Source organism: Nakamurella lactea DSM 19367 (assembly GCF_000426645.1).
In the GTDB taxonomy this organism is placed as follows: domain Bacteria; phylum Actinomycetota; class Actinomycetes; order Mycobacteriales; family Nakamurellaceae; genus Nakamurella; species Nakamurella lactea.
The window spans coordinates 183,636-210,000 of record NZ_KE384549.1 but is presented as its reverse complement, the minus strand read 5'-3'; the positions used below and the strand labels follow the sequence as shown (position 1 = coordinate 210,000).

The window sequence follows — 26,365 nt, the reverse complement described above, 5'->3', positions numbered from 1 at the left end:
TCGAGGCGGGCCGGTCTGGGCTCGGTGCGGTCTGCGGTTCGATGGACACGCGGTCGATTGTCGCATCGAGCCTCAGCACTGTTTCCGATGGAGCTTTGTTTCCGAAGCCGCGCGGATCCGGTCAGCCGGCCTGGTCCGGGTACTTCCGACGGCGTCGCACCCCGGCCCGGTAGGCGCTGACCGTCGGTGAGTCGGCGTCCCAGAACCGCCACCGCACGTCAGCGGCGACGCTGATCCCGACCCGCGGGCCGGTGCCGAGGTTCGTCACCGGCGTTCCGGCCCTGACGGCGAACGGCCGGCCAGGGCGGCACAGGTCGGCGCCGGTCAGCTCGCCCGTCAGCCCCAATACCCTGGCGATTCCCGCGGGACCGCGGGCGAGATCGGCGTCCTTGCGCGCCGACGGCCGGCGGAGCCGGGCGGCATCAAGACCGGTGAGCACCGCACCGGCCCGCAGCAGCACGGCGGAGGCGTCGCCGTCGGGTCCGGTGACGATGTTGGCGCACCAGTGCATGCCGTAGATGAAGTACACGTACAGGTGGCCCGGCTCGCCGTACATCACCTCCGAGCGGGCGGTGCGGCGGAAGGCGTGCGAGGCCGGGTCCCGCGGTCCGGCATACGCCTCCACCTCGGTGATCCGCACGGCGACGGTGTCGCGGCCGGCGCCGGCGACCGCCACCGCGCCGACCAGTTCCGGTGCGACCGACTCGGCGCGGCGGGCGAAGAACGAGCGCGGCAGCAGCGGCCCGTAGTGCTGCGCGTCGGTCACCGTCGCCTCGTCATTCCGGCCGGGTCATCGGGTGCCGACCCACCCGCGGTCGGCGGCGATCCGTTCGCCCAGAGCCACCAGTTGTTCGGCCACCCGCACCGGGGCGGTGCCGCCGAAGCCGTCGCGGGAGGCCAGCGAGCCTGGCACCGTCAGCACCGCGCGGACCTGCGGCGTCAACGCCGGATTGATACTGGCGAACTCCTCGTCGGTGAGTTCGTGCAACTCGCGGCCGGTCGACTCGGCGAGCGCCACACACTCCCCCGCCACCTCGTGCGCCACCCGGAACGGAACCCCTTGCCGGACAAGCCATTCGGCAATGTCGGTGGCCAACGAGAATCCGGCGGAAGCCATCGTCGCCAGCCGGTCGAGATTCCAGCTGAGGGTCGCCGTCATCCCGGTGACCGCCGGCAGCAGCAACTCGAGCTGCTCGACCGAGTCGATCAGCGGCTCCTTGTCCTCCTGCAGGTCCCTGTTGTAGGCCAGCGGGAGGGCCTTGAGGGTGGCCAGCAGGCCGGTCAGGTTGCCGATCAACCGGCCGGCCTTTCCCCTGGTCAATTCGGCGATGTCCGGGTTCTTCTTCTGCGGCATGATCGAGGATCCGGTGGCGAACGCGTCGTGCAACCTCGCGTAGCCGAACTCGGCGGTGGCGAAGACGATCACTTCTTCTGCCCAGCGGGACAGGTCGACGGCGAGCATCGCGAAGACGAAGGCGAGCTCGGCGGCGAAGTCCCGGGACGCGGTGGCGTCGATCGAATTGTCCGCCGCCCGGTCGAGTCCGAGATGCTTGGCCACCAGAGCCGGATCCAGCCCGAGCGATGAGCCGGCAAGCGCGCCGGATCCGTAGGGGGACACCGCGTGTCGGCGGTCCCAGTCACGGATCCGGTCCACATCCCTGGTCAGCGCCTGGGCGTGGGCGGCCAGATGATGACCGAGCAGCACTGGCTGGGCGTGCTGGAAATGGGTGCGGCCGGGCATCGCGGCCTCGCCCGCAGCCAGCGCCTGGTCCAGCAGAGCCTGCTGCACGTCAAGGGTCGCGCCGGCCACCCGGCGCGCGGCGTCCCGCAGGTACAGCCGATACAGGGTGGCGACCTGGTCGTTGCGGGATCGGCCGGCCCGAAGCTTGCCGCCCAGGTCGGTGCCGGCCCGGTCCAGCAGGCCGCGCTCCAGCGCGGTGTGCACGTCCTCGTCGTCCGGGGAGGCGACGAACGCGCCCGAGGCGACATCGGCGGCCAGCTCGTCAAGGGCCAGGTGCATGGCGGTCAGTTCGTCGCTGGTGAGCAGCCCGGCCTGGTGCAGCGCGGATGCGTGTGCCTTCGAGCCGGCGATGTCGTAGGGGGCCAGCCGCCAGTCGAAGTGGGTGGACACGCTGAGCGCGGCCATTTCGGGCGCGGGTCCGGAGGCGAACCGGCCGCCCCAGAGCTTGACCGGCCCGGCCGTACCGGCCGCGTCGCCGCCGGGGTGAGAGTCGGGCATCGGTTCAGTTCTCCTCTGGTTCGGTGGTCCCCGCCGGCTCGCCTGCCGACAGTGCCGCCAGGAATTGTCCGACATCCGTGCCGGTGAGACCCTCCCGGGCCACCACCATGATGGTGTCATCGCCGGCGATCGTCCCGGCCACCGTGTCGAAGGCGGCACGATCCAGCGCGGAGGCGAGGAATTGGGCTGCCCCGGGAGGGGTTCGGAGCACGGCGAGATTGCCCGAGGCAGACCAGGACAACAGCAACTCGCCGAGTAGCCGACCGACCCGACTGGTCCCACCCGGCATCGCCCGGGGGCCGCCGTCCTCCGGGATCTGATAGACCGGCGCACCGCCGGCGACGCCGCGCAGCTTGACGGCTCCGAGTTCGTCCAGATCCCGGGACAGCGTCGCCTGGGTCGCCGAGATCCCCTCTGACTCCAGCAGTTCCAGCAACTCCGTCTGCGAGCGCACCGGATGCCCGCGAATCAGCTCGGTGATCCGGCCGAGCCTGGCGGCCTTGGTGGCCGGGACCGTGTCGCTCATCGCTGCGTCTTGATCATCGCTGCGCCCTGATCATCGCTGCTGCTTGATCATCGCTGCCGCATCAACCAGGTCAGCAGCGCCTTCTGGGCGTGCAGCCTGTTCTCGGCCTCGTCCCACACCGCCGAGGCAGGCCCGTCGATCACCTCGTCGGTGATCTCCCAGCCGCGGTGCGCCGGCAGGCAGTGCAGCACCATCGCATCCGGGTCGGCCCGGCCGAGCAGTTCGGCATTCACCTGGTAGGGCCGGAACGGACTCACCCGGTCCAAACCGTCGTTCTCCTGCCCCATCGAGGTCCAGGTGTCGGTGACCAGCACGTCGCTGCCGTCGACCGCGGCATGCGGATCGGTGATCAGCTCGATCGAACCGCCGGTGATCGCTGCCCGCTCCTTGGCATCCAGCAGGATCTGCGGGTGCGGGTCGAACCCCTGCGGCGCAGCAACTCTGACGTGCATACCGGCGTTGGCGCCGCCCACCATCAGTGAGTGCGACATGTTGTTCGCACCGTCACCGAGATAGGTGAGCGTGCGGCCGGCCAGGTTGCCCTTGCGCTGCCGGACCGTCTGCAGATCGGCCAGCACCTGACACGGGTGGAACTCGTCGGTGAGCGCGTTGATCACCGGAACGGTCGACACGCTGGCCAGCGCGTCGATCCGGCGTTGGGCGAACGTGCGGATCGCCACCGCATCGACGTACCGGGACAGCACCCGGGAGGTGTCCTCGATCGTCTCCTCCCGGCCCAGCTGCGAAGTGCGGCCGTCGATGATCACCGGCTGGGCGCCGAGCTGAGCGATCCCGACCTCGAACGACAACCTGGTACGGGTCGAGTTCTTCTCGAAGACCACGGCTACCGCCTTGCCCTGCAAGGGCTTCGCGCTGTAGCGGTCCTCTTTGTAGCTGTCTGCCAGGTCCAGTACCGCTGCCAGCTCGTCTGGCTGCAGGTCGTCGTCCCTGAGGTAGTGGCGGATCATTCGGGATCAGTCCTTCCGGCCGGCGGTACCGGCGGTCTGCGGGGTGGTCCGGGGGTCGGTGCTGCGGCCGGCCTGGTCGAGGATGCCGCCGAGCGCGCCGACGAAAGTGTCGGCCTGGCCGGTGGTCAAGATCAGCGGCGGCGCCAGCCGGAGCACCTGCGGCGCCGGGCCGTTGATCAGGAATCCGGCTTCGCGGGCGGCCAGCACCGCGGCCGCCGCAACGGGTTGGTTCAACACGACCCCGAGCAGCAGCCCGCGGCCGCGGACATGCGAGACGGCGGGGTGATCGAGCGCCTCGATGGCCTCGGTCAAGTGCTTGCCGAGCGCATCGACGTGGTCGATCAGGCGCTCCGTCTCGATCGTGGTCAGGACCGCGAGCGCGGCGGCGGCGCACACCGGGTTGCCGGCGAACGTGGAGCCGTGGTGGCCAGGGGTGAACAGGTGCGCGGCCGGACCGAAGCCGATCACCGCTCCGATCGGCAGCCCGCCGCCGAGACCCTTGGCCAGCGTGACGACGTCCGGGGTGATGCCCTCACGTTGATAGGCGAACCAACTGCCGGTGCGGCCGATGCCGGTCTGAATCTCGTCGAGGATCAGCAGCGCGCCGGCCTGGATGGTGAGCGCGCGGGCGGCGGCCAGGTAGCCGTCGGGGGCCGGCAGCACACCCAACTCCCCCTGGATCGGTTCCAGGATGACGGCGGCCACGTCGGACCCGGCGAGATCGCCGGGCCCGGTGCCCGGGGCTTGCAGGGCCATTGCCAGCGCGTCGATGTCGCCGAACGGAACGAACTCGACACCGCCGGGCATCGGCTCGAACGGGCCGCGCTTCGCCGCCTGGCCGGTCATCGCCAGGGCACCCATGGTGCGACCGTGGAAGCCGCCTTCGGCGGCGATGATCCGTGGCCGACCGGTGAGTCTGGCAATTTTGAAGGCGGCCTCGTTGGCCTCGGCGCCGGAGTTGCAGAACAGCACCCGACCGTCAGCCTCGCCGGCGCCGGAGATCTGCAGCAACCGCTCGGCGAGTTCCAACACGGTCGGGTGGGTGAAGAAGTTCGAGACGTGCCCGAGGGTCGAGATCTGTTGGGTGACAGCGTCGACGACCGCCGGATGGGCATGCCCCAGCGCGTTCACCGCGATGCCGCCGAGCAGGTCGAGATACTCGCGGCCGTCGGCGTCGCGCACGGTGGCGCCGGATCCGGCGACCAGTTCCACCGACGGCGTGCCGAAGTTGTCCATCAGCGCTGCCGACCAGCGGTGCGCCGCGACCTCGTTCCCCGATGCGAAGCTCATCATGGGTGCACCTCCTGTTCGTTGTTCTGCAGCGCAACGGATGTCGCCGCAGGGATCGGGGCCGTCGATACCTGCGCGGGCCCCGAGCCGGGTTCGGGGTCGGGCAGCACCATGGTGCCGATGCCCTCGGTGGTGACGATCTCCAACAGCACCGAATGCGCCACCCGGCCGTCGATGATGTGCGCGGCCGACACCCCACCCTCGACCGCGCGGAGCGCGCCCTCCATCTTCGGCGCCATGCCGGATTCCAGCCGGGGCAAGAGTTCTCGCAGGTCCGATGCGGTGATGGTGGACAGCAGGCTGTTTCGGTCCGGCCAGTCGGTGTAGAGGCCCTCGACATCGGTGAGAGTGACCAGCTTCGCTGCGTCCAGCGCGACCGCGAGCGCCGCCGCGGCGGTGTCGGCATTCACGTTGTGCACCACGCCGTCGGCGTCCGGGGCGACGGTCGCGACCACCGGGATCCGGCCGGCCGCCAGCAGATCGTGGATGGCGGCCGTGTTCACCTCGATCACGTCGCCGACCAGTCCGATGTCGTGCTGCGCCCCGTCAACGGTCACGCTGCGGCGCACCGCGGTGAAGAGCCCGGCGTCCTCGCCGGACATTCCGACGGCATGCGGGCCGTGCGCGTTGATCAGGCCCACCAGTTCCCGGCCGACCTGGCCGACGAGGACCATCCGCACCACGTCCAGAGTCTCCGGCGTGGTGACCCGGAATCCACCCTTGAACTCACCGGGGATGCCCAACCGGTTCAGCATGGCAGAGATCTGCGGTCCGCCGCCGTGCACCACCACCGGGTGCAGACCGACCGCCCGCAGGTACACCATGTCGGCGGCGAAGGCCGCCTTCAGGGCGTCGTCCGTCATCGCGTTGCCGCCGTACTTGACCACCACGATTCGGCCGGCGAAGCGTTGCAGCCATGGCAGCGTGTCCGCGAGAACCGCTGCCCGAGCGGCAATGTCGGCCATCGGCTCGGTGGTCCGGGGTCGAGTAGCAGGTGCTGTGGGTGCTGCCGGCGGCACCGGTCCAGAAGCCGTCATGTCGAGTACGCCGAGTTCTCGTGGACGTAGGCGTGCGAGAGATCGTTGGTAAGGATGGTCGCGGTCTCGGTGCCGGCATGCAGGTCGATCACCACGTGCACGGCGCGGCCGGTCAGATCGACGGTGCTGCGGTCCTCGCCCGCGGCACCGCCGCGGCAGATCCAGACCCCGTTGATGGCCACGTCGACGGCGTCCGGGTCGAACGCCGCTGCGGTGGTGCCGACCGCCGCCAGGATCCGCCCCCAGTTCGGGTCCTGCCCGAAGAAGGCCGTCTTCACCAGGTTGTTCCGGGCAACCGACCTGCCGACCTGCACCGCATCGTCCTCGTCGACCGCGTGCACCACCTCGATGGCGATCTCCTTCGTCGCACCCTCGGCGTCGGCGATCAACGCGGCCGCCAGCGCGGCACAGGCGCGGTGCACGGCAGCGGCCAGCGCGTCATCGGCGACCTTGGTCCCGGCGGCGCCGGATGCCAGCAGCAACACGGTGTCGTTGGTGGACATCGCGCCGTCCGAGTCGATCCGGTCAAAGGTGACCCTGGTCGCCGCCCGGAGCGCCGCCGACAGTTGCTCCGGGCTCGCCACCGCATCGGTGGTCAGTACCACCAACATCGTCGCGAGGCCGGGAGCCAGCATGCCTGCACCCTTGGCCATTCCGCCGACGGTGAAGCCATCGCCCTGCACCACAACGGTTTTGGCCACCGTGTCGGTGGTCATGATCGCCTCCGCAGCCGTGGTTCCGGCGGCCGCATCGCCGGCCAGCGCCGCCGTAGCCGCCGCCACGCCGGCCAGCAGTGTCGGCATCGGCAGCCGCTCGCCGATCAGTCCGGTGCTGCACACCGCTACCTGCCTGGGGTCCACCTGCAGCAATCCCGCGAGGTGTTCCGCGGTGGCAACGGTGTCGGCCAGGCCGGCCGCTCCGGTGCAGGCATTCGCACCGCCGGAATTCAGTACGACCGCGGCGATCTCGCCGCCGCCGGCCGGATACCGCGCCAGTAACGGCGCCGTCCAGCGGACCGGCGCCGCCTGTACCCGATTGCTGGTGAAGACGCCCGCGGCCGCGAACTCCGGACCGTCGTTCACCACCACCGCGACGTCCGGGCGACCGGACGCCTTGAGCCCGGCCGTCACCCCCGCCGCCCGGAACCCTTGTGGCGCTGTCACACTCACGAGGACACCCCGCTCAGTGCTGAAGGTTCGTTCGCAGGCTCTCTCACGGAGCAACTCCTACTGTTGGGAGACCGAGCGTCTCGTCCAGGCCGAGCGCCAGGTTCATGCACTGCACGGCCGCGCCGGCGGTGCCCTTGGTCAGGTTGTCCAGGGCGGCGATCACCACCAGCCGACCGGCCGCTGCGTCCACCGCGACCTGGAGCAGGCAGGTGTTCGCGCCCAGCGTCGCCGAGGTTGCCGGCCACTGACCCGAGGGCAGCAGATGCACGAAAGGCTCGTCACCGTAGGCCTTCTGGTAGCAGTCCCGAACTTCGGTCAGCACCGAATCCGGGTCGCTGTCGAGGTCGGCCAGCGGCGCGCTGACGGTTGCCAGGATGCCGCGGGACATCGGAACCAGCACCGGCGTGAACGACACAGTGACGGCCTGACCGGCAGCAGCGGACAGGTTCTGGACCATTTCCGGGGTGTGCCGATGCACGCCGCCGACGCCGTACGCCGACACCGAGCCCATCACTTCCGAACCCAGCAGGTGCGTCTTCGCCGACTTGCCGGCGCCCGAGGTTCCGGAGGCTGCGACCACGACCACCTCGGGCCGGACCAGACCGGCGGCCAGGGCCGGTGCCATGGCCAACGATGCGGTGGTCGGATAGCAACCCGGAACTGCGATCCGCCGCGCGCCGGCGAGCACCTCCCGTTGGTCCGGGAGTTCCGGCAGCCCGTAGGGCCAGCTGCCGGGATGCTCCCCGCCGTAGAACCGCTGCCAGGCCGCCGGATCGACGAGCCGGTGGTCGGCGCCGCAGTCGATGACGACCGCGCCGTCGCCCAGTTCCGCGGCGAGCTCGTGGGATTGACCGTGCGGCAGCGCCAGGAAGACCACGTCGTGACCGACCAGTTCGGCGGCGCTGGTGGGGGCGAGCACCCGGTCGGCCAACGGCAGCAGATGGCCCTGATGGTCACCGAGCCGGCTGCCGGCGTTGCTGTGCGCGGTCAGCGCGCCGATCTCCACCTCGGGGTGCCCCAGCAACAGTCGAAGGAGCTCACCCCCGGCATAACCGGTGGCGCCGGCCACCGCAATCCGCGTCGTCATCCTTCAACTATACAGCGCTCTGCATAGTCATGCGGTCAGGGAAGGCGCCCAGCCGTCAGAGCAGCTCGATCGCCAGCGGAATTTCCTGCTCATCAGGGGTCAGCGAGCCGTGGTAGCCGACCAACGCGCGTTCCGGCGCGGTCATGAAGCGGGAGTCGACCAGGGTGAACCGCTGCCGGCCGGCGACCAGGACGTCACCGATCCGCCGTCGCACCCGATCGTCGACCGGGCCGAACCATCCGGCCCGTTCGGCCTCGTCCCTGGTCACCACCCAGGCGCGGTCGCCGAGCTCGGTGGCCAGCCGGCCGGCGACCTCGGCGCCGGCGCCGGGCTCGCAGTACAGCTGGGCGAATCGCGGCTCGCCGCCGACCAACCGCACCCCGACGGACAGGTCGTCCCGCTCGGCCAGGTCGACCCGGTCCAGCGCGGCCGCGTCGACCATCCCGTGATCGGCGGTGACCAGCAGCAGGGTGCCGGCCGGCAGTTTCGCCGCGAGTCGGCCGATCTCCCGGTCGGCGTAACGCAGCGCCCGCCGCCACTGCGGGCTCTGCCAGCCGCGCCGGTGGCCGGCCGCATCCACCTCTCCCCAGTAGAGGTACACCAGCGTCGGGCCGTTCGGGTCGGTCAGCGCCGCGACCGCGGTGTCCACTCTGCGGTGCAATCGGCGCACCCCCATGAACTCCGCCCCGCGATGCGCCGCCCTGGTGAGACCCGAGTCGGCGAACTCGGGATTGCCGATCGCCAGCGACGCCACCCCCGCCTCGGCGAGCTGCTCGAACACCGGTGGATAGGGCTGCCAGACCAGCGGATCGGTATCGGCGTGCCAGGTGAGCTCGTTGAACAGTTCGCCGCGGTCCGGATCCAGCACGACGTAGCCGGTAAGTCCGTGCCGGCCCGGCGGCAGCCCGGTGCCGAAGGATCCCATCGAGGTGGCGGTGGTGGTGGGACAGCCTGCGTGCATGACCCGGCGGTGCATCTTCGTCAGCTGCGGTGCATGCAGTTCCGACTGGGCCAGTTGCCGCTCCCCGAGACCGTCGATCAGCAGGACGCAGATCCGTTGGGCGGTCGGTAGTTCGACCGCGGGCAGAGCGAGGTCGACGCCGAGCGATCGGGCCGCACCGGGCAACACCGAGCCGAGCGAGGCGGCGCCGTAGCCGGGCGCCAGTGGGGTGACGCCGTCCTTGGTGGACGGCACCGACGAGGTCACCGGCCGGCCGTCACGGCCGACAGCAGCCGGGCGAATCTGACGGCGTCGGTCACCGCGTCGTTGCCCTCGGCATCGGCGCTGATCCGCAGCGCCAGGTCGTCGGCGAGCAACGATCCGGTGTAGCCGTGGTCGGCTTCGCAATCCGGGTCGCCGCAGGTGGCCGGCTCCAGATCGACCCGCGAGACGCCGCCCCAGTTGATCGCCAGCGTCACCTCACGGCCGAGCGCGCCGGCCCGGTACCGCTGCGGATCGGACACCACATGGGTGATGGCCACGCTGCGCACCGCGGTCAGCGCGACGGATTCGCTGGTGGCGAACCCGTGCGGGTGGCTGCCGTGTTCGTCGTCACCGCCGTGGTCGTCAACGTGGACGAAGATCAGCCGGGTCTCGGTCAGCACGATCACCGACAGGTGACGGCGCACCGTTTCGGTGTCGAAGGTGGTCTCACCGTGCACCAACTGGGCTCGAACCGGCTCCCCGGCCACCGAGACGTCCAGCGTGTCGGCCACCAATTGCGGGTAGTACCCGGCCGACTCGATCTGGTCCAGCAGATCGGCAGGCAGGTCTGCGTGCAAAGTCACCCGGCCACTCTCTCACTCTTCGGACGGCGGCGTTCACACCGACCGTCAGCCGCGGACCTGGGCGCCGTATCGTTCCGCGGCCGCGGCGACCGCCGCGTCGCGGACCTCGGTGGCCTCCGAGCCGGTCAACGTCCGGTCGGCGGCCCGCACGGTCAGCGCGAAGGCCAACGACCGGTGCCCGGCCGCCACCTGATTCCCGGTGTAGAGGTCGAACAGCCGGACCGACTCCAGCAGCTCGCCGCCACCGGCGGCCAGCGCCTCGGCCAGGTCGGCGGCCCGGACCCGGTCCGGAACGGTGAGTGCGACGTCCAGATGCACCGGGGGGAAGGACGAAACGGTGGGTGCCGGTGGCTCAGCCGCCTCCGGGATCGCGTCCAGGTTGAGCTCAAGGGCCGAGGTACGCTCCGGCAGTCCGAGCCGTTCGATGACGGCCGGGTGCAGCTCGCCGGCGTGGCCGACCGGCCAGTCACCGATCCGCAGTTCGCCGCACCGGCCGGGGTGGAACGGGTCGAACGCGACCGGCACCACCCGCAGCGGATGCCCGCAGACGGCAGCGATCCGCCGGCCGAACTCGATGGCATCGGCCCAGTCCCCCGGCCGGCCCGCTCCCCACCAGCCGGCCCGCTCGAGATCGCCGGCGAGCACCACCGCGACCCGCCGCGGCTGGTCGGGCAGGGCCGCGTCGATGACGGCGAGTTGCGCGTCGGTCGGCCGATGATCGACCGGGAGGTCGACCAGCGACGGGGCACCGAACCGCGGCAGGAACACCTGCCCGATCTCGAACAGCGACAGGTCGCGGACCCCGCGGGACAGGTTCCGCACGACCACGCCGAGCAGCCCGGGGAGCAGGCTGGGCCGCAGGAACGGCCGGCCGGCGTCCAGCGGATTGGCCAGCCGGACCAGCCGGCGGCGGACGTCGTCGGCGCCGATCCCGAGGGCATCCAGGTCGGCGGCGCCGACGAACGGGAACGACAGGGTCTCGGTGAGCCCGGCGGCGGCTAGATCCTCGGCGACGGACCGCAACCGCTGCTGACGCCGGGTGAATCCCGAACCGGACGGCGGGACCGGCAGCACCGAGGGGATGGTGTCGTAGGACTCCAGCCGGGCGACCTCCTCCACCAGGTCGGCCGGTCGCTGCAGGTCCGGCCGCCAACTCGGCGGGGTCACCAGCACCTCGTCAGCCTCGACGCGCACGGTGGCACCGACCTGCTCGAGCCGGCGCACCACCACCTCGGCGTCGTAGGGCCGGCCGGCCAGCCGTTCCGGCTCGCTCAGCGGCATCCGGACGGTCGGCAGTGGGGTCACGCCACCCACGTCGGTGCGGCCCGCCGACACGCTGCCGCCGCCGTACTCCGCGATCAGCGCCGCCGCGCGTTCGGCCGCGGCCGCCGCTATCGCCGGATCGACGGCACGTTCGAACCGCTTCGATGCCTCGCTGGGCAGGTGCTGGCGACGGGCGACCCGGCTGATGTCGGGCGGGTTGAAGGCGGCCGCCTCGAGCACCACATCCCTGCTGGCGGTGGAGATCTCGGTGGTCTCGCCGCCCATCACCCCGGCCAGCCCGATCGGTCCGGAGTCGTCGGTGATCAGCAGTTCGCCGCCGATCAGCGTGCGGTCGACGCCGTCCAGCGTGCGCAGCGTCTCACCGGCCTCGGCCCGCCGGACCACGATCGGGCCGGACAGCTTGGCCCGGTCGTAGGCGTGCAGCGGCTGGCCCAGTTCCAGCATCACGTAGTTGGTGACGTCGACGGCCAACGAGATGGCCCTGATGCCCGCGGCGTCCAGCCGGCGCCGGATCAACGCCGGCGACGGCGCCCACAGATCCGCGCCGGTCACCCCGACGGCGACGAACCTGCTGCAGCCGCTCGGGTCGTCGATCCGGACCGGATACGCCGTGTCGACGGACTCGGCGTCCACCGCCCTGAGCTCGCCGCCGGCCGGATCGGTGTAGTCGACACCGAATCCGATGGCCAGTTCCCTGGCCAGGCCGCGGATGGACAGCGCGTATCCGCGATCGGTCTCGACGCTGACGTCGAAGACCGGGTCGTCGGTGCCGATCAGCGACCGGGCATCGTCACCCACGGAAATCCCGGGCAGCTCACCGTGCCCGAGCACGATGATGCCGTCGTGATCGGTGCCGACGCCGACCTCGTCGGAGGCGCAGATCATCCCGTCGGAAAGCCGCCCGTAGGTCATTCGCGAGCCGATGGTGAATCCGCCGGGCAGTTCGGTGCCCGGCAGTGCCACCACCACCAGGTCGCCGACCACGAAATTGGTGGCGCCGCAGATGATCCCGCGGCTGTCGGCCGGGATGGCAGGGCCGGCCCCTGCCGCACCGTCGGCCGCCTCGTCAGCGGTGTCGGCCGCACCGTTACCGGGGCCGACCTCGACCACGCAGAACCGGATCGGCTTCTTGAACTCGGTGAGTTCCTCGATCGCCGACACCCGGCCGACCACCAGCGGGCCGATCGTCGGCTCCGGCAGGTACACGTCCTCGATCTCGAACCCGATCGACACGAACATGTCCGAGATCTGTTCCGGCGTCAGCCCTTCGGGCAGGGCTGCGTACTCTCGCAGCCACGACAACGGAGCGCGCATCAGATCGACACCTGTCCCTCGGGGGTTGCCATCCTGGTGGTGAACCGGACGTCACCGTCGACCAGGTCCCGCATGTCGGGGATGGACCTGGAGAACTGCAGGGTCCGTTCCACGCCCATCCCGAAAGCGAAGCCGGACCACTCCTGCGGATCGAGGCCGCAGGCGATCAGCACATTGGGATCGACCATGCCGCAGCCACCCCACTCGACCCAGCCGGCACCGCCCTTCTTGTCCGGGAACCAGACGTCCATCTCGGCGGACGGCTCGGTGAACGGGAAGAAATGCGGGCGCAGCCTGGTCCGCGACTCCGGACCGAACACCTGCCGGGCGAAGTGGTCAAGGGTGCCCTTGAGATGCGCCATGGTCAGATGCCGGTCCACCGCGAGTCCCTCGAACTGGTGGAAGACCGGGGTGTGGGTGGCATCGAGTTCGTCGGTGCGGAAGGTCCGTCCGGGACAGAGCACGTAGATCGGCGGCTCCCGACGGAGCATCGAGCGCGCCTGCACCGGTGAGGTGTGGGTCCGCAGCACCATCCTGGTGTCCTCGCGCACCACCCCGTCGCCGACGTCGGCGACGTAGAAGGTGTCCTGCAGGTCACGCGCGGGATGGTCCGGCGGGAAGTTGAGCGCGTCGAAGTTGTACCACTCGGCCTCCAGCTCCGGACCTTCGGCGATCTCCCAGCCCATGCCGACGAAGATGTCGCTGACCTGCTGGATCATCACCGAGATCGGCTGCCGCGCACCCCGCGGGCGACGATCGTAGGGCAGCGAGACGTCGACCGCCTCGGTGACCAGCACCCGCGCGTCCCGCTCCGCTTCCAGCGCGGACTGCCGCTCGGCGATCGCGGCGCCGAGCCGGCTCCTGGCCGCACCGACCGTCTTGCCGGCGGCCGCCTTCTCCGCCTTCGGCAGCGCACCGATCGCCCGGTTGGCCAGGGCCAGCGGTGACTTCTCGCCGGCATGGGCGAGCCGCGCGGCCTTCAGCTCGTCCAGGTCGGCGGCACCGGCGACGGCGGCCAGGGCCAGCTCGAGCGCGGCGGCCACGGCCGCTGCGTCCGTGGGATCGGGCGAAGCTGGCGGATTCTCCGGTGCTGACATGGGGGCCTTTCGTGCGCGGTGACAGCCCCCGAGTCTAAGGGGACATCCCGCACGGATTTCCCGCGGCGCATGCGGCCGGCGGGCGTGCGCAGGGGTCGCTCCCCTACCCTTCGACCATGTCGTCACTGTCGAAGTTGTTCAGCTCAGCCGTCGACGCACTGTTCGGCGGCAACCGCGGTCGGGCGGGCCGGAACCAGGCGCCGCGGGCGCCGAAGGTCGCGCCGACGGTGACCGGGCAGGAGCACGAATTCTCCCCGGGACAGACCGGACCGGACGCGACCGTCGAGGTCGATCCGCATGACATCGCCACCATCTCCATGACGTACTCCCCGGAGACCGACGGTGCCCCTGACCCGGGCGAGGTGGTCTGGACCTGGGTGCCGTTCGAGGAGAACGACGGTCGTGGCAAGGACCGGCCGGTGCTGGTGGTCGCCACCGAGCGGTCCGGCACCGTGCTCGGGGTGCAGCTCACCAGCAAGCAGCACGACGGCGCCGACTTCGTCGCCGTCGGGGCCGGCGGCTGGGATTCCGAACGCCGCCCGTCCTGGGCCAACCTCGACCGGGTGATCCGGATCCATCCCACCGGGATGCGCCGGGAGGCAACGGCCATGCCGCACAAGGCCTTTGCCGCGGTGACCGACCGGCTCGCCCGACGCTACGGATGGACCTCGACCGGGGCGTGAGGCCGACCCTCATCGCACTTCGGTTGAAATTTTCAACTATTCACTTGAAAAGCTCAACCAACGGGCCGTAGCCTTCTGCGGGTGAAGAGCTATCAGCAGTACTGCTCCGTGGCACGGGCGCTGGATGTCGTCGGCGATCGGTGGGTTCTGCTCATCGTCCGCGAACTGTTGGCCCTCGGGCCCAGCCGCTACAGCGATCTGAAGCGCGGGCTGCCGGGGATCGCCAGCAACCTGCTCGCCGAGCGGCTCAGGTCCATGCAGGCCGATGGCCTGATCGACAGCTTCGAAGCACCGGCCCCGGTCGGCACCAGCCTGTATCAGCTCACCGCCAACGGCCGAGACCTCGAAGCCGTCGTGCGCGCGCTGTCCCGGTGGGGCCTCGGAACCATGCCGTCGGGACCGTCCGAGCGCGACGCGGTGCAACCTCAGTGGAGCGCACTGTTCGCCGGCCTCAACCTTTCCGGGAACCTGCCGGCCGGCGGCGAACTGGTCGTCGCGATCGATTCCGGCGGCGGGTCGGTCCGGGTACTGCTGCGGTCCGACGGCTTCCGGATCGACCGGGCAGTGGCCGACGGCGCCGACGTCATGCTGCGCGGCGACGCCCGGCTGATCGGCGCGGTCCTCTCCGGCGGGCTCACCCCCACCGAGGCAACCGATCTCGGGCTGACCATCACCGGTCGCGCCGATCAATTGGCCGATCTCGTCAGCAACTCCTCCCCCAGAATGGACTGAAACGATGACCTACACCGAAACCGACCTGGTGGCCACCATCGAGCAGCTCGCCGGAACCGATCTGGCATCGCTCACCCAGGCCCAACGCGACGGGATCGACCAGTTCCACGCCGGCGGCACTGCCGCCGTCGACCGGCTCCTGCCGAGCCTGCGACTATCCCCCGCAATGACCGTGCTGGACGTCGGTTCCGGTCTCGGTGGACCGGCGCGCCAGATCGCCCGGACCACCGGCTGCCAGGTCGTCGGGGTGGACCTTGCGGCCGGGTACGTCGAGGCGGCGACCGCCCTGACCGACGCGGTGGGGCTCGCCGGGCAGGCCCGATTCCTCAACACCGACATCGCGCGGCTCGACCGCTTCGACTTCGACGCCGCCTGCACCGTGCACACCCAGATGAACGTCGCCGACAAGGAGACCTTCTTCGCCGCGATCGCGCACCGGCTACGGCCCGGCGCCCGGCTGGCGACCTTCGAGGTCTGCCGGGTCGGCAACGACGACCCCGCCCTGCCGCTGCCATGGACCATCGACGGCACCGACAGCTTCCTGGCGACCCCGGCGGAGTTGATGGTCGCGATCGAGGACGGCGGCTTCGACACGGTCGAATGGGTCGACGAGACGCCCTGGCTGGTGGAGTGGTTCCAGCAACTCGGAGCGCGCCTTGCGGCCGGCGGTACGGCAGCCACGTTGCCGGCGCTGCTGGACGACGGACCCGAGCGAATGCGGAACTTCGCCGGGGCGCTGGGCAACGGCACCCTCACCGTCCACCGCGGGGCATTCACCGTGCAGCGGTAGCCCGCTCGCGGTTCGTCAGCCCCGTTGGGCGCCGGCGCTCGCGTACAGGCAGACGGCGGCGGCGGTGGCCATGTTCAGTGACTCGGCCCGGCCGTGGATCGGCACCCGGACGGCGGCATCGGCGGCGGCGATGATCTCGGCCGGCAGGCCGTGCGCCTCGGAACCGAACAGCCAGGCGGTCGGCAACTCGAGCAGACCGTCGGACCGTGCGGTGTCCAGATCCAGCTCCGCTCCACCGGTGGTGGCCAGGGTGGAAAGCCCTGCGGCAGCAAGCTTTTCGAGCAGGGTGGCGGGATCGTCGGAGCGGGCGATCGGCAGATGGAACAGGCTGCCGGTGGACGCCCGGACGACCTTCGGGTTGAACGGGTCGACCGCGTCGCCGGCGACGACCACCGCGTCGGCGCCGACCGCGTCGGCCAACCGGATGATGGTGCCGGCGTTTCCCGGGTCGTTGGTCTGCACCAGCACGGCCACCAGTTTCGGCGAGCCGGCCAGCGCGGTGGCCAGGTCGACCTCGATGGTCCGGCACCGGGCCACGATCCCTTGCGGCGCCTGGGTATCGGACATGGCGGCCGCGGCCCGGTCGGTGACCTGGGTGACCTCGATCCCGGCGGCGAAGGCCAGCCGGATCAGGCCGGTGTTCCGGGTGGCCGCGGCCTCGGTGACGAACAGGTCGAGCACCGTACCGGGGTTCTCGGTCTGGTACCCGATCGCTTCCCGGACCGCCTGGGCGCCCTCGGCCAGGAACTCGCCGGCCTCGGTGCGCCGGGTACGGCGCAGCAAGCGGTGGGCGTGGGCGATTCTCGCCGACTTCTCGGTGAGGATGGAAGCGTCATCCGCGACCGCATCGGCGGCGGACGACGCACCGCGCCCGGCCGGGTTGTTCCCGGCCGGGCGCTGCGGAGTGCGTTCGCGGCTCAGGCCGCGTCCCCGGCGTTGGCCGCTGCAGTGTCGGCCTGGGACGGCACGGCCTCGCGGGCGATCTTGACCAGGGCGGCGAAGGCGGCCTCGTCGTGCACGGCCAGCTCGGCCAGCACCTTGCGGTCGACCTGGACGCCGGCGACCCGCAGGCCCTGGATGAAGCGGTTGTAGGTCACGCCGTTCGCGCGGGCACCGGCGTTGATCCGGGTGATCCACAGCTGGCGGAAATCGCCCTTGCGCTTACGCCGGTCGTTGTAGGCGTAGTTGAGCGAGTGCAGCACCTGCTCCTTGGCCTTGCGGTACAGCCTGGAGCGCTGGCCGCGGTAGCCGGATGCGTGCTCGAGAATCGTGCGGCGCTTCTTATGGGCGTTGACGGCCCTTTTGACGCGTGCCACGGGACACCTGTCTTTCTGTTCACTCCGGCGAGCGGGTCGGCTGCCGGTCGTTCTGGTGCTTCGGGGTGAAGCCGGGAATGGAGGTCTGAAGAATCAGATGCCGAGCATGCGCTTGACGCGCGGCACATCGGCCTGGGCGAGGACGTGCATGCCGTCGGCCCTGCGGGTCTTGCGGGTCGGCTGGTGCTCCAGGTGGTGACGCTTGCCGGAACCGGCGTGCACGATCTTCCCGGACCCGGTGACCCGGACCCGCTTCTTGATCCCGGAGTGGGTCTTCTGCTTCGGCATGACATTTCCTCGCTGTTGGTGACGGCGCTCGTTCGAGCCCCGCCGGGTGCCCGGGCTGGGCACCGTGGTGGTCTTCGCCCGCTTGCGGGCACTATCGAACCCGATCGGACCGCGGTTGGCGATCCGGTCGGTGGAGCTGACTGAACTACTCGGCAGGTGCCGCTTCGGCCGTGGCAGCCTCGGCGGTGGCCGGCTGGCCGCCGGCCTTCGGCTTGGCCGGCTGCCGGTGCGGTGCCAGCACCATGATCATGTTCCGGCCGTCCTGCTTCGGCGAGCTCTCGACGACACCGAGATCGGCGACGTCGTCGGCCAGCCGCTGCAGCAGTCGGAAACCCAGTTCGGGCCTCGACTGCTCGCGTCCGCGGAACATGATCGTCACCTTGACCTTGTCCCCGGCCTTGAGGAACCGCACGACGTGACCCTTCTTGGTCTCGTAGTCGTGCGCGTCGATCTTGGGCCGGAGCTTCATCTCTTTGATGACGGTGAGCACCTGGTTGCGACGGGCTTCCCTGGCCTTCTGCGCGCTTTCGTACTTGAACTTGCCGTAGTCCATGAGCTTGCAGACGGGCGGCCGGGCCGCCGGGGCGACCTCGACCAGATCCAGGTCGGCCGCCTGGGCCAATCGCAGAGCCTCGCCGACGGCAACGATGCCGATCTGCTCACCCTCTGCGCCGACGAGCCGGACCTCGGGAACGCGGATCCTGTCGTTGATGCGTGGTTCGACGCTGATTGAGTCCTCCAGGTATGACGGTGAATAGGTGCACGTCCGGAATCGGCGGCATCCGAGTGGGTTCACTGAGGTGACGGCTGCCGCGGCATGAACACGAGGAAGCCCGAACGACCGGTTGACGACGCACCACGAGGGTGCGCTGCACCGGACCCCACAGGGCCGGTGACCGGAAACCCGGCCGCCTGGTTCGGCGAAACGCGGGTGGGAGTTCGGGACTCCACTTGTTCCCTCGACCCGCGCGTTCCGGATCTCCGCCTGGCGGCGATTCGGCACGTCACGAACAGAGGCTGGTCGCCCCACAATGCTACATGGCTGCGTGGCCGCCTGGCGAATCACCGGCCGCCGGGTGCGCTCGGCGCACGGCCGGCTACTTCTTGCCCGAGCCGTTCGCCTTGCGCGCCAACCGCTGCAGATCCTCGAGTTCCAACCGGCCGAGCGGCCGGGCGGCCAGCTCGCGCTCGGCCTGCACCCTGGCCTGTTCCCTGGCTTGGTCGGTCGGCTCCGGCCGGTTGACCGCGTACCGGTCCAGCAGCGCCCTGAGCCGTTGCAGCGCGGCCAACGCCCGCTCCCTGTCCATCGCCTGGATGGCCATGATCGGGTAGCTCTCGTCGTCGGCAAGCTCCAGCGATGGCCACTGCGCACCCTCGTGGAAACTGACCCGCTGGATCACCGGCCAGCCGTAGTCGCGATGTCCGATCATGTTCCGGACCGAGATGCCGTTCTGGTCGACCCGCACTCGCGGCCGGGCAGCGGCCACCATGATCAACACGCCGAACAGCAGCCCGACGCCGATCAACCCGACCTGGTCGGCCGGCCGGAAGGAGACCCCGTCGGCCGAGCCGCGCAGCAGGATCCCGACCGCCAGCATCGCGCCGACGATCACCGCGGTGGCGATGCCGGCGTAGATCACGATCCTCCGCGGGCGGGCCACCATGCTGGCCGGGCCGTCCGGCGGTTCCGGGTGCCTGGTACTCATGACGAGCCGAATCCGATCCCCGACCTGTCCCCGCCGCGCAGCCGGCGCAGCACCAGCGCGGTGTTCAGCGCGGCCTGCATCGCGTCACCGCCCTTGTCCTCCACCGATCCCTCGGCGCCGCTGCGGGCGATCGCCTGTTCCATCGTGTCGCAGGTCAGCACGCCGTTGCCGACCGGTGTACCGGCGTCCAAAGCCACCCTGGTGAGCCCGGCGGTGACGGCGTCACACACGTATTCGAAGTGCGGGGTGCCGCCCCGGACCACCACGCCGAGGGCGACAACGGCGTCGTGGTCGGTCGCCAACTGCTGGGCCACCACCGGCAATTCGATCGAGCCCGGAACCCTGACCACGGTCGGATCGTCGACCCCGGCGGCGGCGGCGGCGCGCAACGCGCAGGCCAGCAACTGGTCGGTCAACTCGCGGTGCCACTGGGTGGCGACCACCGCGACCTTCAGGCCGGTGGCGTCCGGCGACTGCTCGCTCGGGCGTCCTTCGCCGCTCATCTGTGCTTCCTTCCGGGACTGTCGGTCGTCAACTGTCGGGCAGCGAGCGGATGCGTCAGGAGTGACCGAGTTCGATGTCGAACTCGTGACCCATCCGGTCTCGTTTGGTGGTGAGGTAGCGCAGGTTCTCCGGGTTCACCGACAGCGGCAGCGGCACCCGCTCGACGATGTGCAGGCCGTAGCCCTCCAGACCGGCCCGTTTGGCCGGGTTGTTCGTCAGCAGCCGCATCGACCGCACGCCGAGGTCGGCCAGCACCTGGGCGCCGGTGCCGTACTCGCGGGAATCGGCCGGCAGGCCGAGCGCGAGATTGGCGTCGACCGTATCCGCGCCGGCGTCCTGCAATTCGTAGGCGCGCAGCTTCTGCAGCAGGCCGATGCCCCGACCCTCGTGGCCACGGATGTACAGCACCACGCCGCGGCCCTCGTCGGCCACGGCATCGAGCGCTGCGTGCAGCTGCGGACCGCAGTCACACCGCAGCGAACCGAACACGTCACCGGTCAGGCACTCCGAATGGACCCGCACCAGCAGGTTCTCGCCGTCACCGATGTCGCCGTAGACCAGCGCCACCAGGTCCCGGCCGGTCACCTTCGACTGGTAGCCGACGGCCCGGAAAGTGCCCTGCGGCAACGGCAATCGCGCATCGGCGACCTTGACGATCTGACTCTCCCTTGCCCGCCGATAGGCGATCAGGTCGGCGATGGAGATCAGCTTGAGGTCGTGATCGTCGGCGAACACCCGCAGTTCTTCGGACCGGGCCATCCCCAGCGGGTCCTTCTCGCTGACGATCTCGCAGAGCACCCCGGCCGGGTTCAGTCCGGCCAGCGTCGCCAGGTCGATGGCCGCCTCGGTGTGCCCGGGACGCACCAGCACGCCACCGTCGCGGGCCCGTAGCGGTACTACGTGACCGGGCCGGGAGAAGTCCCCGGCGGAGGCCTCCGGGTCCGACAGCAGCCGGATGGTGTGCGCCCGGTCGACGGCCGAGATCCCGGTCGAGGAAACGGATTTGGCGTCGACGGTGACCGTGTAGGCGGTGCCGCGCGGGTCCTGGTTGATCGCCGACATCGGCGGCAGCTCGAGCCGGTCGGCCTCCGCCTCGGTGATCGGCACGCAGATGTAGCCGGAGGTGTAGCGGACCATGAAGGCGATCAGTTCCGCTGTCACCAGCTCGGCGGCGAAGATCAGGTCGCCCTCGTTCTCCCGGTCCTCGTCGTCGACCACGACAACGGGCCGGCCGGCGGCGATCTCGGCGATCGCGTCGTCGATGCTGTCGAAGCGGGAGCGACGGACCTGCTGGTCCGCGGTGTGCGTCATGCCGTCACCGCCGCTGCGGTCGCCGGGGCCGCCGGGGCCGCCGGAAGGTTCGCCGGTTCGCCGGCCGTCAGCAGTCGTTCTACGTATTTGGCCATCACGTCCACCTCGATGTTCACCGCGGAGCCGATGGCGACCGAGCCCATGGTGGTCGCCCGCTGGGTTTCCGGGATCACCCCGATGGTGAACTCGGTCCCCGGTGCAGCCCCGGCGGTGTCTTGAACGCCGACCACCGTCAGCGAAATTCCGTCGATCGCGATGGCGCCCTTCTCGGCGATGTACTTGCCGATGCCGGCGTCGACCGCGAAGGTCAGCACGTCGTAGGCCGGGTGTCGTTCGCGCCCGATCAGGGTGCCGACGCCGTCCACGTGGCCCTGCACGACGTGCCCGCCCAGACGGGTGGTCGGGGTCACGCTGCGCTCCAGGTTGACCGCGGTGCCGGCCCGCCACTGGCCGACCGTGGTGCGATCGAGGGTCTCGCCCATCACGTCGACGGTGAACTCGTCGCCGTCGAAGCCGACCACCGTCAGACACACGCCGCCGACCGCGATCGAGTCGCCGTGGGCGACGTCGGAACTGACGGTGGCGCCCCTGACCCGCAGTCTCGCGTCGGTGCTGCCGGGGGTGACGTCGATCGCGACGACGCTGCCCAATTCCTCGACGATCCCGGTGAACATGCGTCCATCCTCCCACCGCACGGATCGCGGTTGGTCAGCCGTGGGTGTGCCGCGCAGCACTCTCCCGCAGTGCGGCGACGGCCGCCGCCGGGTCGTCGGCGCCATAGACGGCGCTGCCGGCGACGAAACAGTCGGCGCCGGCCTCGGCCGCGGCCTCGATCGTGTCGGCGTTGATCCCGCCGTCCACCTGGACCACTACCTTCAGGTGACCGGTCTGCACCATTCGGCGGGCGCTGCGCACCTTGTCCAGCATGTCCGGCATGAACGACTGGCCGCCGAAGCCCGGCTCGACCGTCATCACCAGCAGGGTGTCGTACTCGCGCAGTACCTCGACCCAGTCGTCCAGAGCTGTGCCGGGCTTGATCGACAGACCCGCCTTGGCGCCGGCCGCCTGCAGGTCGACCGCCATGCTGATCGGGTCGTGCACCGCCTCGGCGTGCACGGTCACGTTGTAGGCGCCGGCCTCGGCGTAGCCGACGGCCCAGCGGTCCGGGTCGTCGATCATCAGGTGGCAGTCCAGCGGGATGTCGGTGACCTGCCGGATCGCCTGCACCACCGGCAGCCCGATGGTCAGGTTCGGCACGAAGTGGTTGTCCATCACGTCGACGTGCAGCCAGTCGGCGCCCTCGACCCGTTTCACCTCGTCGGCGAGGCGGGCGAAGTCGGCGGACAGGATGCTCGGTGCGATCAGCGGGGCCACGTGCGGGAGCCTATCGGGGCCGCTTATCAACATCGCAGGCGCTTGCGAAGTTGCACACTCCTGTCCCACCAGCCACATTTCGGCCCAGATGACAAGCGGATGCGATGTTGATAAGCGCCGGGGGCTGGGGTTGCTGAGGCTGGGGGTCAGGGCTCGCGGCGGAGCAGGGCCAGGAACATGGCGTCGGTGCCGTGCCGGTGCGGCCAGAGCTGCACGGTCGGGCCGTCGCCGAGGGCGGGGACGCCGGGGAGGTACGGCCGGGCATCGACGAGCTCCAGCCCCGCCGGGCGACGGGCGATCACGCCGGCCGTCTCGGCCAGGTGCGGGGAGCAGGTGACGTAGCCGATCAACCCGCCCGGCCGGACCAGCTGGGCGGCGGAGGCCAGCAGCTCGCCCTGCAGCCGGACCAGGTCGGCGACGTCCGAGGGGTCGCGGCGCCAGCGGGCCTCCGGCCGGCGACGCAGTGCGCCGAGCCCGGTGCACGGCGCGTCCAGCAGTACCCGGTCGAAGCTCGCCGGCGGCAGCCCCGGATCCCGGCCGTCGGCCGTGTGCACGCTGACCGGCAGACCGGAGGTGGTGCGGCGCACCAGCTTTGCCCGGTGTTCGGCCACCTCGACGGCGTCCACCACGGCTCCCCGCTCGGCGGCCATGGCACCGAGCAGCGCGGCCTTGCCACCCGGCCCGGCGGCCAGGTCCAGCCAGCGGGTATCGGCGCCATCCAGCTCGGCACCGGCCAGCGCGACGGCCACCAGTTGTGAACCCTCGTCCTGCACCGCCGCCCGGCCGTCGGCGATCGCGGCGATCGACCCGGGATGACCGGCCGGTAGATAGACCCCGTACGGCGAATAGCGGGCCGGCGTCCCGTCGACCTGCGCTGCCAGCGACTCCCGGTCGATCCGGCCGGGCCTGGCCACCAGATGGACCGCGGGTGGCGCGTCGTCGGCGCGCAGCGCCTGCTCCAACTCGTCCCGGCGCGGGCCCAGCGCATCGGACAGCGCGGCGGCGATCCACCGTGGGTGCGAGGTGGCCACCGCCAGGTAACCGATCTCGTCGTCGGCGCGGTCCGGCGCCAGCCGGGAGATCCAGGTGTCCAGGTCCGCCTCGGAGACCCGGCGCAGCACCGCGTTCACGTAGCCGGCGGCGCCCGGATGCCGGCCCGCCCGGACCAGGTCGACGGTCACCGACAGCGCGGCATGTGCCGGGATCCTGGTGCGCAGCAACTGATACGCCCCCAGCCGCAACGCATCCAGCACGTCGCCGTCCAGGTCGGCCAGCGCCCGGTTGCCGGCGCTGCCGATCACCGCGTCCAGCAGCCCGAGCGCCCGGCAGCTGCCGTAGGACAGTTCGGTGGCCAGCGCGGCGTCCCGGCCGTGCAGGCCGGCCGCGGCGATCAGCTCCGGCAACGCCAGGTTGGCGTAGGCGCCGTCGACGCGGACGGCGGCCAGCAGGTCCAGCGCCACCTTGCGCGCCGGGTCGACCTCGGGCGGGCGGCGGGTGTCGGGCCGCCGCTTGGGTCCGGACGGACCCCGCCGGCCGCCGGTCGGCGGGCGGCTCACGACTCGCCCCGATCGGTCGCCGGGCTGACGTCGGCAATTGCGGTGGCTGGGTCGGTGACGGTCGGTTCGGCGTGGCCGAACCGCTCGCCCGGTTCCGGACGGGCCCCTCGGGCCCAGTCCGCCGCCGGTATCGGCCTCTTGCCGGGCGCGGTGACGGTCCCCAGCCGGACAACGGCGGTGCCGGTGCCGACCAGCACCTCGCGCTTGCCGACCAACAGCTCTCCGGGCTCCAGCCGGTCGCCGTCGAACGGCTCGACCGGGCCCAGACCCAGCTTGCCCCAACGACTCTCGGTCCACGCTCCGGGTTCGGGGGTGACCGAACGGATCAGCCGGTCGACCCCGACCGCCGGCTGCGTCCAGTCCACCCTGGCCTGGTCAACGGTGATCTTGCCGAACACGCTGACCCCGTCCGTCGGCTGCGGCGTCGGCCGCAGCCGACCGGCCTCGATGCCGTCGAGGGTGGCCCGCAGTAGCTCGGCCCCGCTGATCGCCAGTCGTCCCAACACCTCTCCCGTCGTGTCCCGCGGCCCGATCGGCTCGGTGACCACGCCGTAGACCGGCCCGGTGTCCAGACCGGCCTCCAGGGCGAAGGTGCTGGCGCCGGTCAGCTGGTCGCCGTGCCGGATCGCCGCGGCCACCGGTGCCGCGCCGCGCCAGGCCGGCAGCAGCGAGAAGTGCAGGTTGACCCAGCCGTGGCGCGGGATGTCCAGCACGGGCTGCGGCAGGATCGCCCCGTAGGCGACGACCGCCCCGGCCTCGGGGGCGATCTCCCGCAGTGTGTCGGCAAAGGCAGGGTCCTTGGCACCAGCGGCCTTGATCACCGTCAGCCCGGCTTCTTCGGCGACTTCGGCGACCGCAGACGCCTGCAGAGTCCGGCCGCGACCGACCCTGGCGTCGGGGCGGGTGATGACGGCAGCCAACTCGTGCTCCCCCGCGATGTGTGCGTCGATCAGCGCCCGCAAGGACGGGACGGCGGCCGCGGGAGTGCCGGCGAAGACGATGCGCAGGATGTTCCTCATTCGGGACGGCGCCGCGGCGGCGGGCCGGGCACGATGGGTTGCGCGCCGAGTGTAGTCGGCCATCACTGCTCGAAGCGGCGCCGAACTCCATCGGAGGCCGGTATCCGCCCGCGCACTCGCGCTCTCTGAACGGTGTCGGCGCCGATCGAAGGAGATCTCGTGCGCATCGCGTTCGCAGCCATCCCGGCGCACGGCCACCTGTATCCGCTGATGCCACTGGCACTGGCCTGCCGCGACGGGGGGCATCAAGTGGTGGTTGCCGTCGGATCACCGTTCGCCGAGCGGCTACCACTGCCCACCATCGACCCGTTCGGGCGGCCGATCTCGTTGTCCGAGGTCGAACGGCAGGCGGTCGAGCGCCACCCGGAGGCCGCCGGGATGGAGCTGGCCCTGGCCATCTTCGCTGACATCACCGCCGGTCTGACGCTGCCGGGGCTGCTGCAGGCTCTGACCGAATTCCGACCCGACCTGGTGATCTACGACAGCTCCAACACCGGTGCCGGGGTGGCCGCTGACCTGCTGGGAGTACCGGCGCTCGCGTTCGGCGTCGGACGGTGGGATCCGTTCGGCGAGCAGGTGCACGCCGCCACCCTGCGATTCCGCGCCGGTGACTGGACCGATCGCGGCCGCCGCGCACCGCAGGGGCAGCTGCTCGGTGCGGCACTGCTCGACCCGCTGCCGCCCCCCTGGCGCGGCGACGACGTGCCGTTCCGGATGCCCATCCGCACGGTCGCCTGGAGCGAGCAGACCACTGCACCACCGCAGTGGCTGCGGACCCCCGGAACCCGGCCACGGGTCTATGTCACCCTCGGCACGGTGGCATTCGGCGCCACCGACGCACTGCGCCGCGCGGTGATCCAGACCGCCGAGCAGGGCGCCGAGGTACTGGTCGCGATCGGCGAGCGCGGCGACCGATCGGCCCTCGGCACACTGCCGGACACGGTGCACGTCGAGCAGTTCGTCGCCCAGGACTCGGTCCTGCCGCTGGTCGATCTCGCCGTCCACCACGGCGGCACCGGCACCGTGCTGGGCGCGCTCGCCGCCGGGCTCCCGCAGGTGCTGATGCCGCAGGGCACCGACCAGTTCGCCAATGCCCACGCGATAGCGGCCGCCGGCCTGGCCACGGTGATCGGCAACGACGAGCCGGACTCCGCGATGGGCGACGCGGTCGAGGCGCTGCTCGGCGAGTGCCCGGAGCGGTCGGCCGCCGGCGCGCAGGCGGCGCTGATCAACGACATGCCGTCACCGCAGGAGTTCGTCGGGCGGCTGGACGAGTTCGCCGCCTGA

28 protein-coding genes (1 of these 28 running past the window's edge) are annotated in these 26,365 nt (G+C 71.0%); 4 read left to right on the top strand and 24 right to left on the bottom strand.

The window, feature by feature from the left end; all coding sequences use genetic code 11:
* The 13 genes from tyrS to pheS all read right to left on the bottom strand — a co-directional run.
* Positions 1–49 carry the 5' portion of a tyrosine--tRNA ligase gene (gene tyrS / locus K340_RS32350; protein WP_245599675.1) on the bottom strand. Its footprint begins 1,328 nt before the window's first position, so only the first 49 of its 1,377 coding nucleotides appear in the window; its start codon is at positions 47–49; its stop codon lies beyond the left edge, outside the window.
* A 72-nt stretch (positions 50–121) separates the two neighbouring features.
* On the bottom strand, positions 122–766 hold the full coding sequence (locus K340_RS0121845; RefSeq protein ID WP_029138257.1) for a DNA-3-methyladenine glycosylase: 645 nt from the start codon (positions 764–766) through the stop codon (positions 122–124).
* Between the two features lie 24 nt (positions 767–790).
* Positions 791–2,239 (bottom strand): argininosuccinate lyase, encoded by a 1,449-nt coding sequence (gene argH / locus K340_RS0121840; RefSeq protein WP_029138256.1) that lies wholly within the window; start codon positions 2,237–2,239, stop codon positions 791–793.
* Between the two features lie 4 nt (positions 2,240–2,243).
* Entirely contained in the window at positions 2,244–2,765 is a 522-nt protein-coding gene (locus K340_RS32345; protein WP_037366135.1) for an arginine repressor, read from the bottom strand.
* 47 nt (positions 2,766–2,812) lie between these two features.
* The gene (gene argF, locus K340_RS0121830) at positions 2,813–3,733 is read right to left on the bottom strand and encodes an ornithine carbamoyltransferase (RefSeq protein WP_029138255.1); all 921 of its coding nucleotides are present in this window, start codon (positions 3,731–3,733) and stop codon (positions 2,813–2,815) included.
* A gap of 6 nt (positions 3,734–3,739) precedes the next feature.
* Entirely contained in the window at positions 3,740–5,026 is a 1,287-nt protein-coding gene (locus K340_RS32340) for an acetylornithine transaminase (protein ID WP_245599674.1), read from the bottom strand.
* Positions 5,023–5,988 (bottom strand): acetylglutamate kinase, encoded by a 966-nt coding sequence (gene argB / locus K340_RS32335; RefSeq protein WP_084614749.1) that lies wholly within the window; start codon positions 5,986–5,988, stop codon positions 5,023–5,025. The genes K340_RS32340 and argB overlap by 4 nt, the downstream gene beginning before the upstream one ends.
* Positions 5,989–6,056: 68 nt before the next feature.
* Complete coding sequence (gene argJ / locus K340_RS0121815; RefSeq protein WP_029138254.1) at positions 6,057–7,229, bottom strand: bifunctional glutamate N-acetyltransferase/amino-acid acetyltransferase ArgJ; 1,173 nt, start codon at positions 7,227–7,229, stop codon at positions 6,057–6,059.
* A gap of 43 nt (positions 7,230–7,272) precedes the next feature.
* Positions 7,273–8,316: an N-acetyl-gamma-glutamyl-phosphate reductase gene (gene argC / locus K340_RS0121810; protein WP_029138253.1), complete on the bottom strand. Its 1,044-nt coding sequence runs from the start codon at positions 8,314–8,316 to the stop codon at positions 7,273–7,275.
* A gap of 55 nt (positions 8,317–8,371) precedes the next feature.
* Entirely contained in the window at positions 8,372–9,523 is a 1,152-nt protein-coding gene (locus K340_RS0121805; RefSeq protein WP_051267180.1) for an alkaline phosphatase family protein, read from the bottom strand.
* Positions 9,520–10,104 carry a DUF5998 family protein gene (locus K340_RS0121800; protein ID WP_154674421.1) on the bottom strand — a complete coding sequence of 195 codons (585 nt, stop codon included), beginning with the start codon at positions 10,102–10,104 and terminating at the stop codon, positions 9,520–9,522. The genes K340_RS0121805 and K340_RS0121800 overlap by 4 nt, the downstream gene beginning before the upstream one ends.
* Positions 10,105–10,149: 45 nt before the next feature.
* A complete protein-coding gene (gene pheT, locus K340_RS0121795; RefSeq protein WP_029138250.1) occupies positions 10,150–12,702 on the bottom strand; it encodes a phenylalanine--tRNA ligase subunit beta in 2,553 nt (850 codons plus the stop codon).
* The gene (gene pheS, locus K340_RS32330) at positions 12,702–13,799 is read right to left on the bottom strand and encodes a phenylalanine--tRNA ligase subunit alpha (RefSeq protein WP_037366133.1); all 1,098 of its coding nucleotides are present in this window, start codon (positions 13,797–13,799) and stop codon (positions 12,702–12,704) included. The genes pheT and pheS overlap by 1 nt, the downstream gene beginning before the upstream one ends.
* Positions 13,800–13,915: 116 nt before the next feature.
* On the opposite strand from pheS, the gene K340_RS0121785 reads away from it, so the two are divergent.
* From K340_RS0121785 to K340_RS0121775, 3 genes are all read left to right on the top strand, one after another.
* Positions 13,916–14,482, top strand: coding sequence for a type II toxin-antitoxin system PemK/MazF family toxin (locus tag K340_RS0121785; protein ID WP_084614747.1), 567 nt, complete (start codon positions 13,916–13,918; stop codon positions 14,480–14,482).
* Between the two features lie 81 nt (positions 14,483–14,563).
* The gene (locus tag K340_RS0121780; RefSeq protein ID WP_037366130.1) at positions 14,564–15,214 is read left to right on the top strand and encodes a winged helix-turn-helix transcriptional regulator; all 651 of its coding nucleotides are present in this window, start codon (positions 14,564–14,566) and stop codon (positions 15,212–15,214) included.
* 4 nt (positions 15,215–15,218) lie between these two features.
* Complete coding sequence (locus K340_RS0121775; RefSeq protein ID WP_029138247.1) at positions 15,219–16,004, top strand: SAM-dependent methyltransferase; 786 nt, start codon at positions 15,219–15,221, stop codon at positions 16,002–16,004.
* A 15-nt stretch (positions 16,005–16,019) separates the two neighbouring features.
* On the opposite strand, the gene K340_RS0121770 is transcribed toward K340_RS0121775, so the two are convergent.
* The 11 genes from K340_RS0121770 to K340_RS32310 form a co-directional block, all read right to left on the bottom strand.
* Entirely contained in the window at positions 16,020–16,829 is an 810-nt protein-coding gene (locus tag K340_RS0121770; RefSeq protein ID WP_029138246.1) for a TrmH family RNA methyltransferase, read from the bottom strand.
* A 92-nt stretch (positions 16,830–16,921) separates the two neighbouring features.
* Positions 16,922–17,320 carry a 50S ribosomal protein L20 gene (rplT, locus tag K340_RS0121765; RefSeq protein ID WP_029138509.1) on the bottom strand — a complete coding sequence of 133 codons (399 nt, stop codon included), beginning with the start codon at positions 17,318–17,320 and terminating at the stop codon, positions 16,922–16,924.
* A gap of 93 nt (positions 17,321–17,413) precedes the next feature.
* Positions 17,414–17,608, bottom strand: coding sequence for a 50S ribosomal protein L35 (rpmI, locus tag K340_RS0121760; protein ID WP_029138245.1), 195 nt, complete (start codon positions 17,606–17,608; stop codon positions 17,414–17,416).
* A gap of 145 nt (positions 17,609–17,753) precedes the next feature.
* Positions 17,754–18,350 (bottom strand): translation initiation factor IF-3, encoded by a 597-nt coding sequence (gene infC, locus K340_RS32325; protein ID WP_051267404.1) that lies wholly within the window; start codon positions 18,348–18,350, stop codon positions 17,754–17,756.
* Between the two features lie 355 nt (positions 18,351–18,705).
* On the bottom strand, positions 18,706–19,314 hold the full coding sequence (locus K340_RS32320) for a PH domain-containing protein (RefSeq protein WP_051267178.1): 609 nt from the start codon (positions 19,312–19,314) through the stop codon (positions 18,706–18,708).
* Positions 19,311–19,817 (bottom strand): 6,7-dimethyl-8-ribityllumazine synthase, encoded by a 507-nt coding sequence (ribH, locus tag K340_RS0121745; protein WP_029138244.1) that lies wholly within the window; start codon positions 19,815–19,817, stop codon positions 19,311–19,313. The genes K340_RS32320 and ribH overlap by 4 nt, the downstream gene beginning before the upstream one ends.
* A gap of 55 nt (positions 19,818–19,872) precedes the next feature.
* A complete protein-coding gene (locus K340_RS0121740; RefSeq protein WP_051267176.1) occupies positions 19,873–21,129 on the bottom strand; it encodes a bifunctional 3,4-dihydroxy-2-butanone-4-phosphate synthase/GTP cyclohydrolase II in 1,257 nt (418 codons plus the stop codon).
* The gene (locus tag K340_RS32315) at positions 21,126–21,803 is read right to left on the bottom strand and encodes a riboflavin synthase (RefSeq protein WP_051267173.1); all 678 of its coding nucleotides are present in this window, start codon (positions 21,801–21,803) and stop codon (positions 21,126–21,128) included. The genes K340_RS0121740 and K340_RS32315 overlap by 4 nt, the downstream gene beginning before the upstream one ends.
* Before the next feature lie 34 nt (positions 21,804–21,837).
* On the bottom strand, positions 21,838–22,494 hold the full coding sequence (rpe, locus tag K340_RS0121730; protein WP_029138242.1) for a ribulose-phosphate 3-epimerase: 657 nt from the start codon (positions 22,492–22,494) through the stop codon (positions 21,838–21,840).
* A 155-nt stretch (positions 22,495–22,649) separates the two neighbouring features.
* Complete coding sequence (locus K340_RS0121725; protein ID WP_029138241.1) at positions 22,650–24,059, bottom strand: RsmB/NOP family class I SAM-dependent RNA methyltransferase; 1,410 nt, start codon at positions 24,057–24,059, stop codon at positions 22,650–22,652.
* Positions 24,056–25,066, bottom strand: a complete 1,011-nt coding sequence (locus K340_RS32310) for a methionyl-tRNA formyltransferase (protein ID WP_084614839.1) — start codon at positions 25,064–25,066, stop codon at positions 24,056–24,058. The genes K340_RS0121725 and K340_RS32310 overlap by 4 nt, the downstream gene beginning before the upstream one ends.
* Positions 25,067–25,237: 171 nt before the next feature.
* Here K340_RS32310 and K340_RS0121715 point away from each other — a divergent pair, with 171 nt between their 5' ends.
* The gene (locus K340_RS0121715; protein WP_029138240.1) at positions 25,238–26,365 is read left to right on the top strand and encodes a glycosyltransferase; all 1,128 of its coding nucleotides are present in this window, start codon (positions 25,238–25,240) and stop codon (positions 26,363–26,365) included.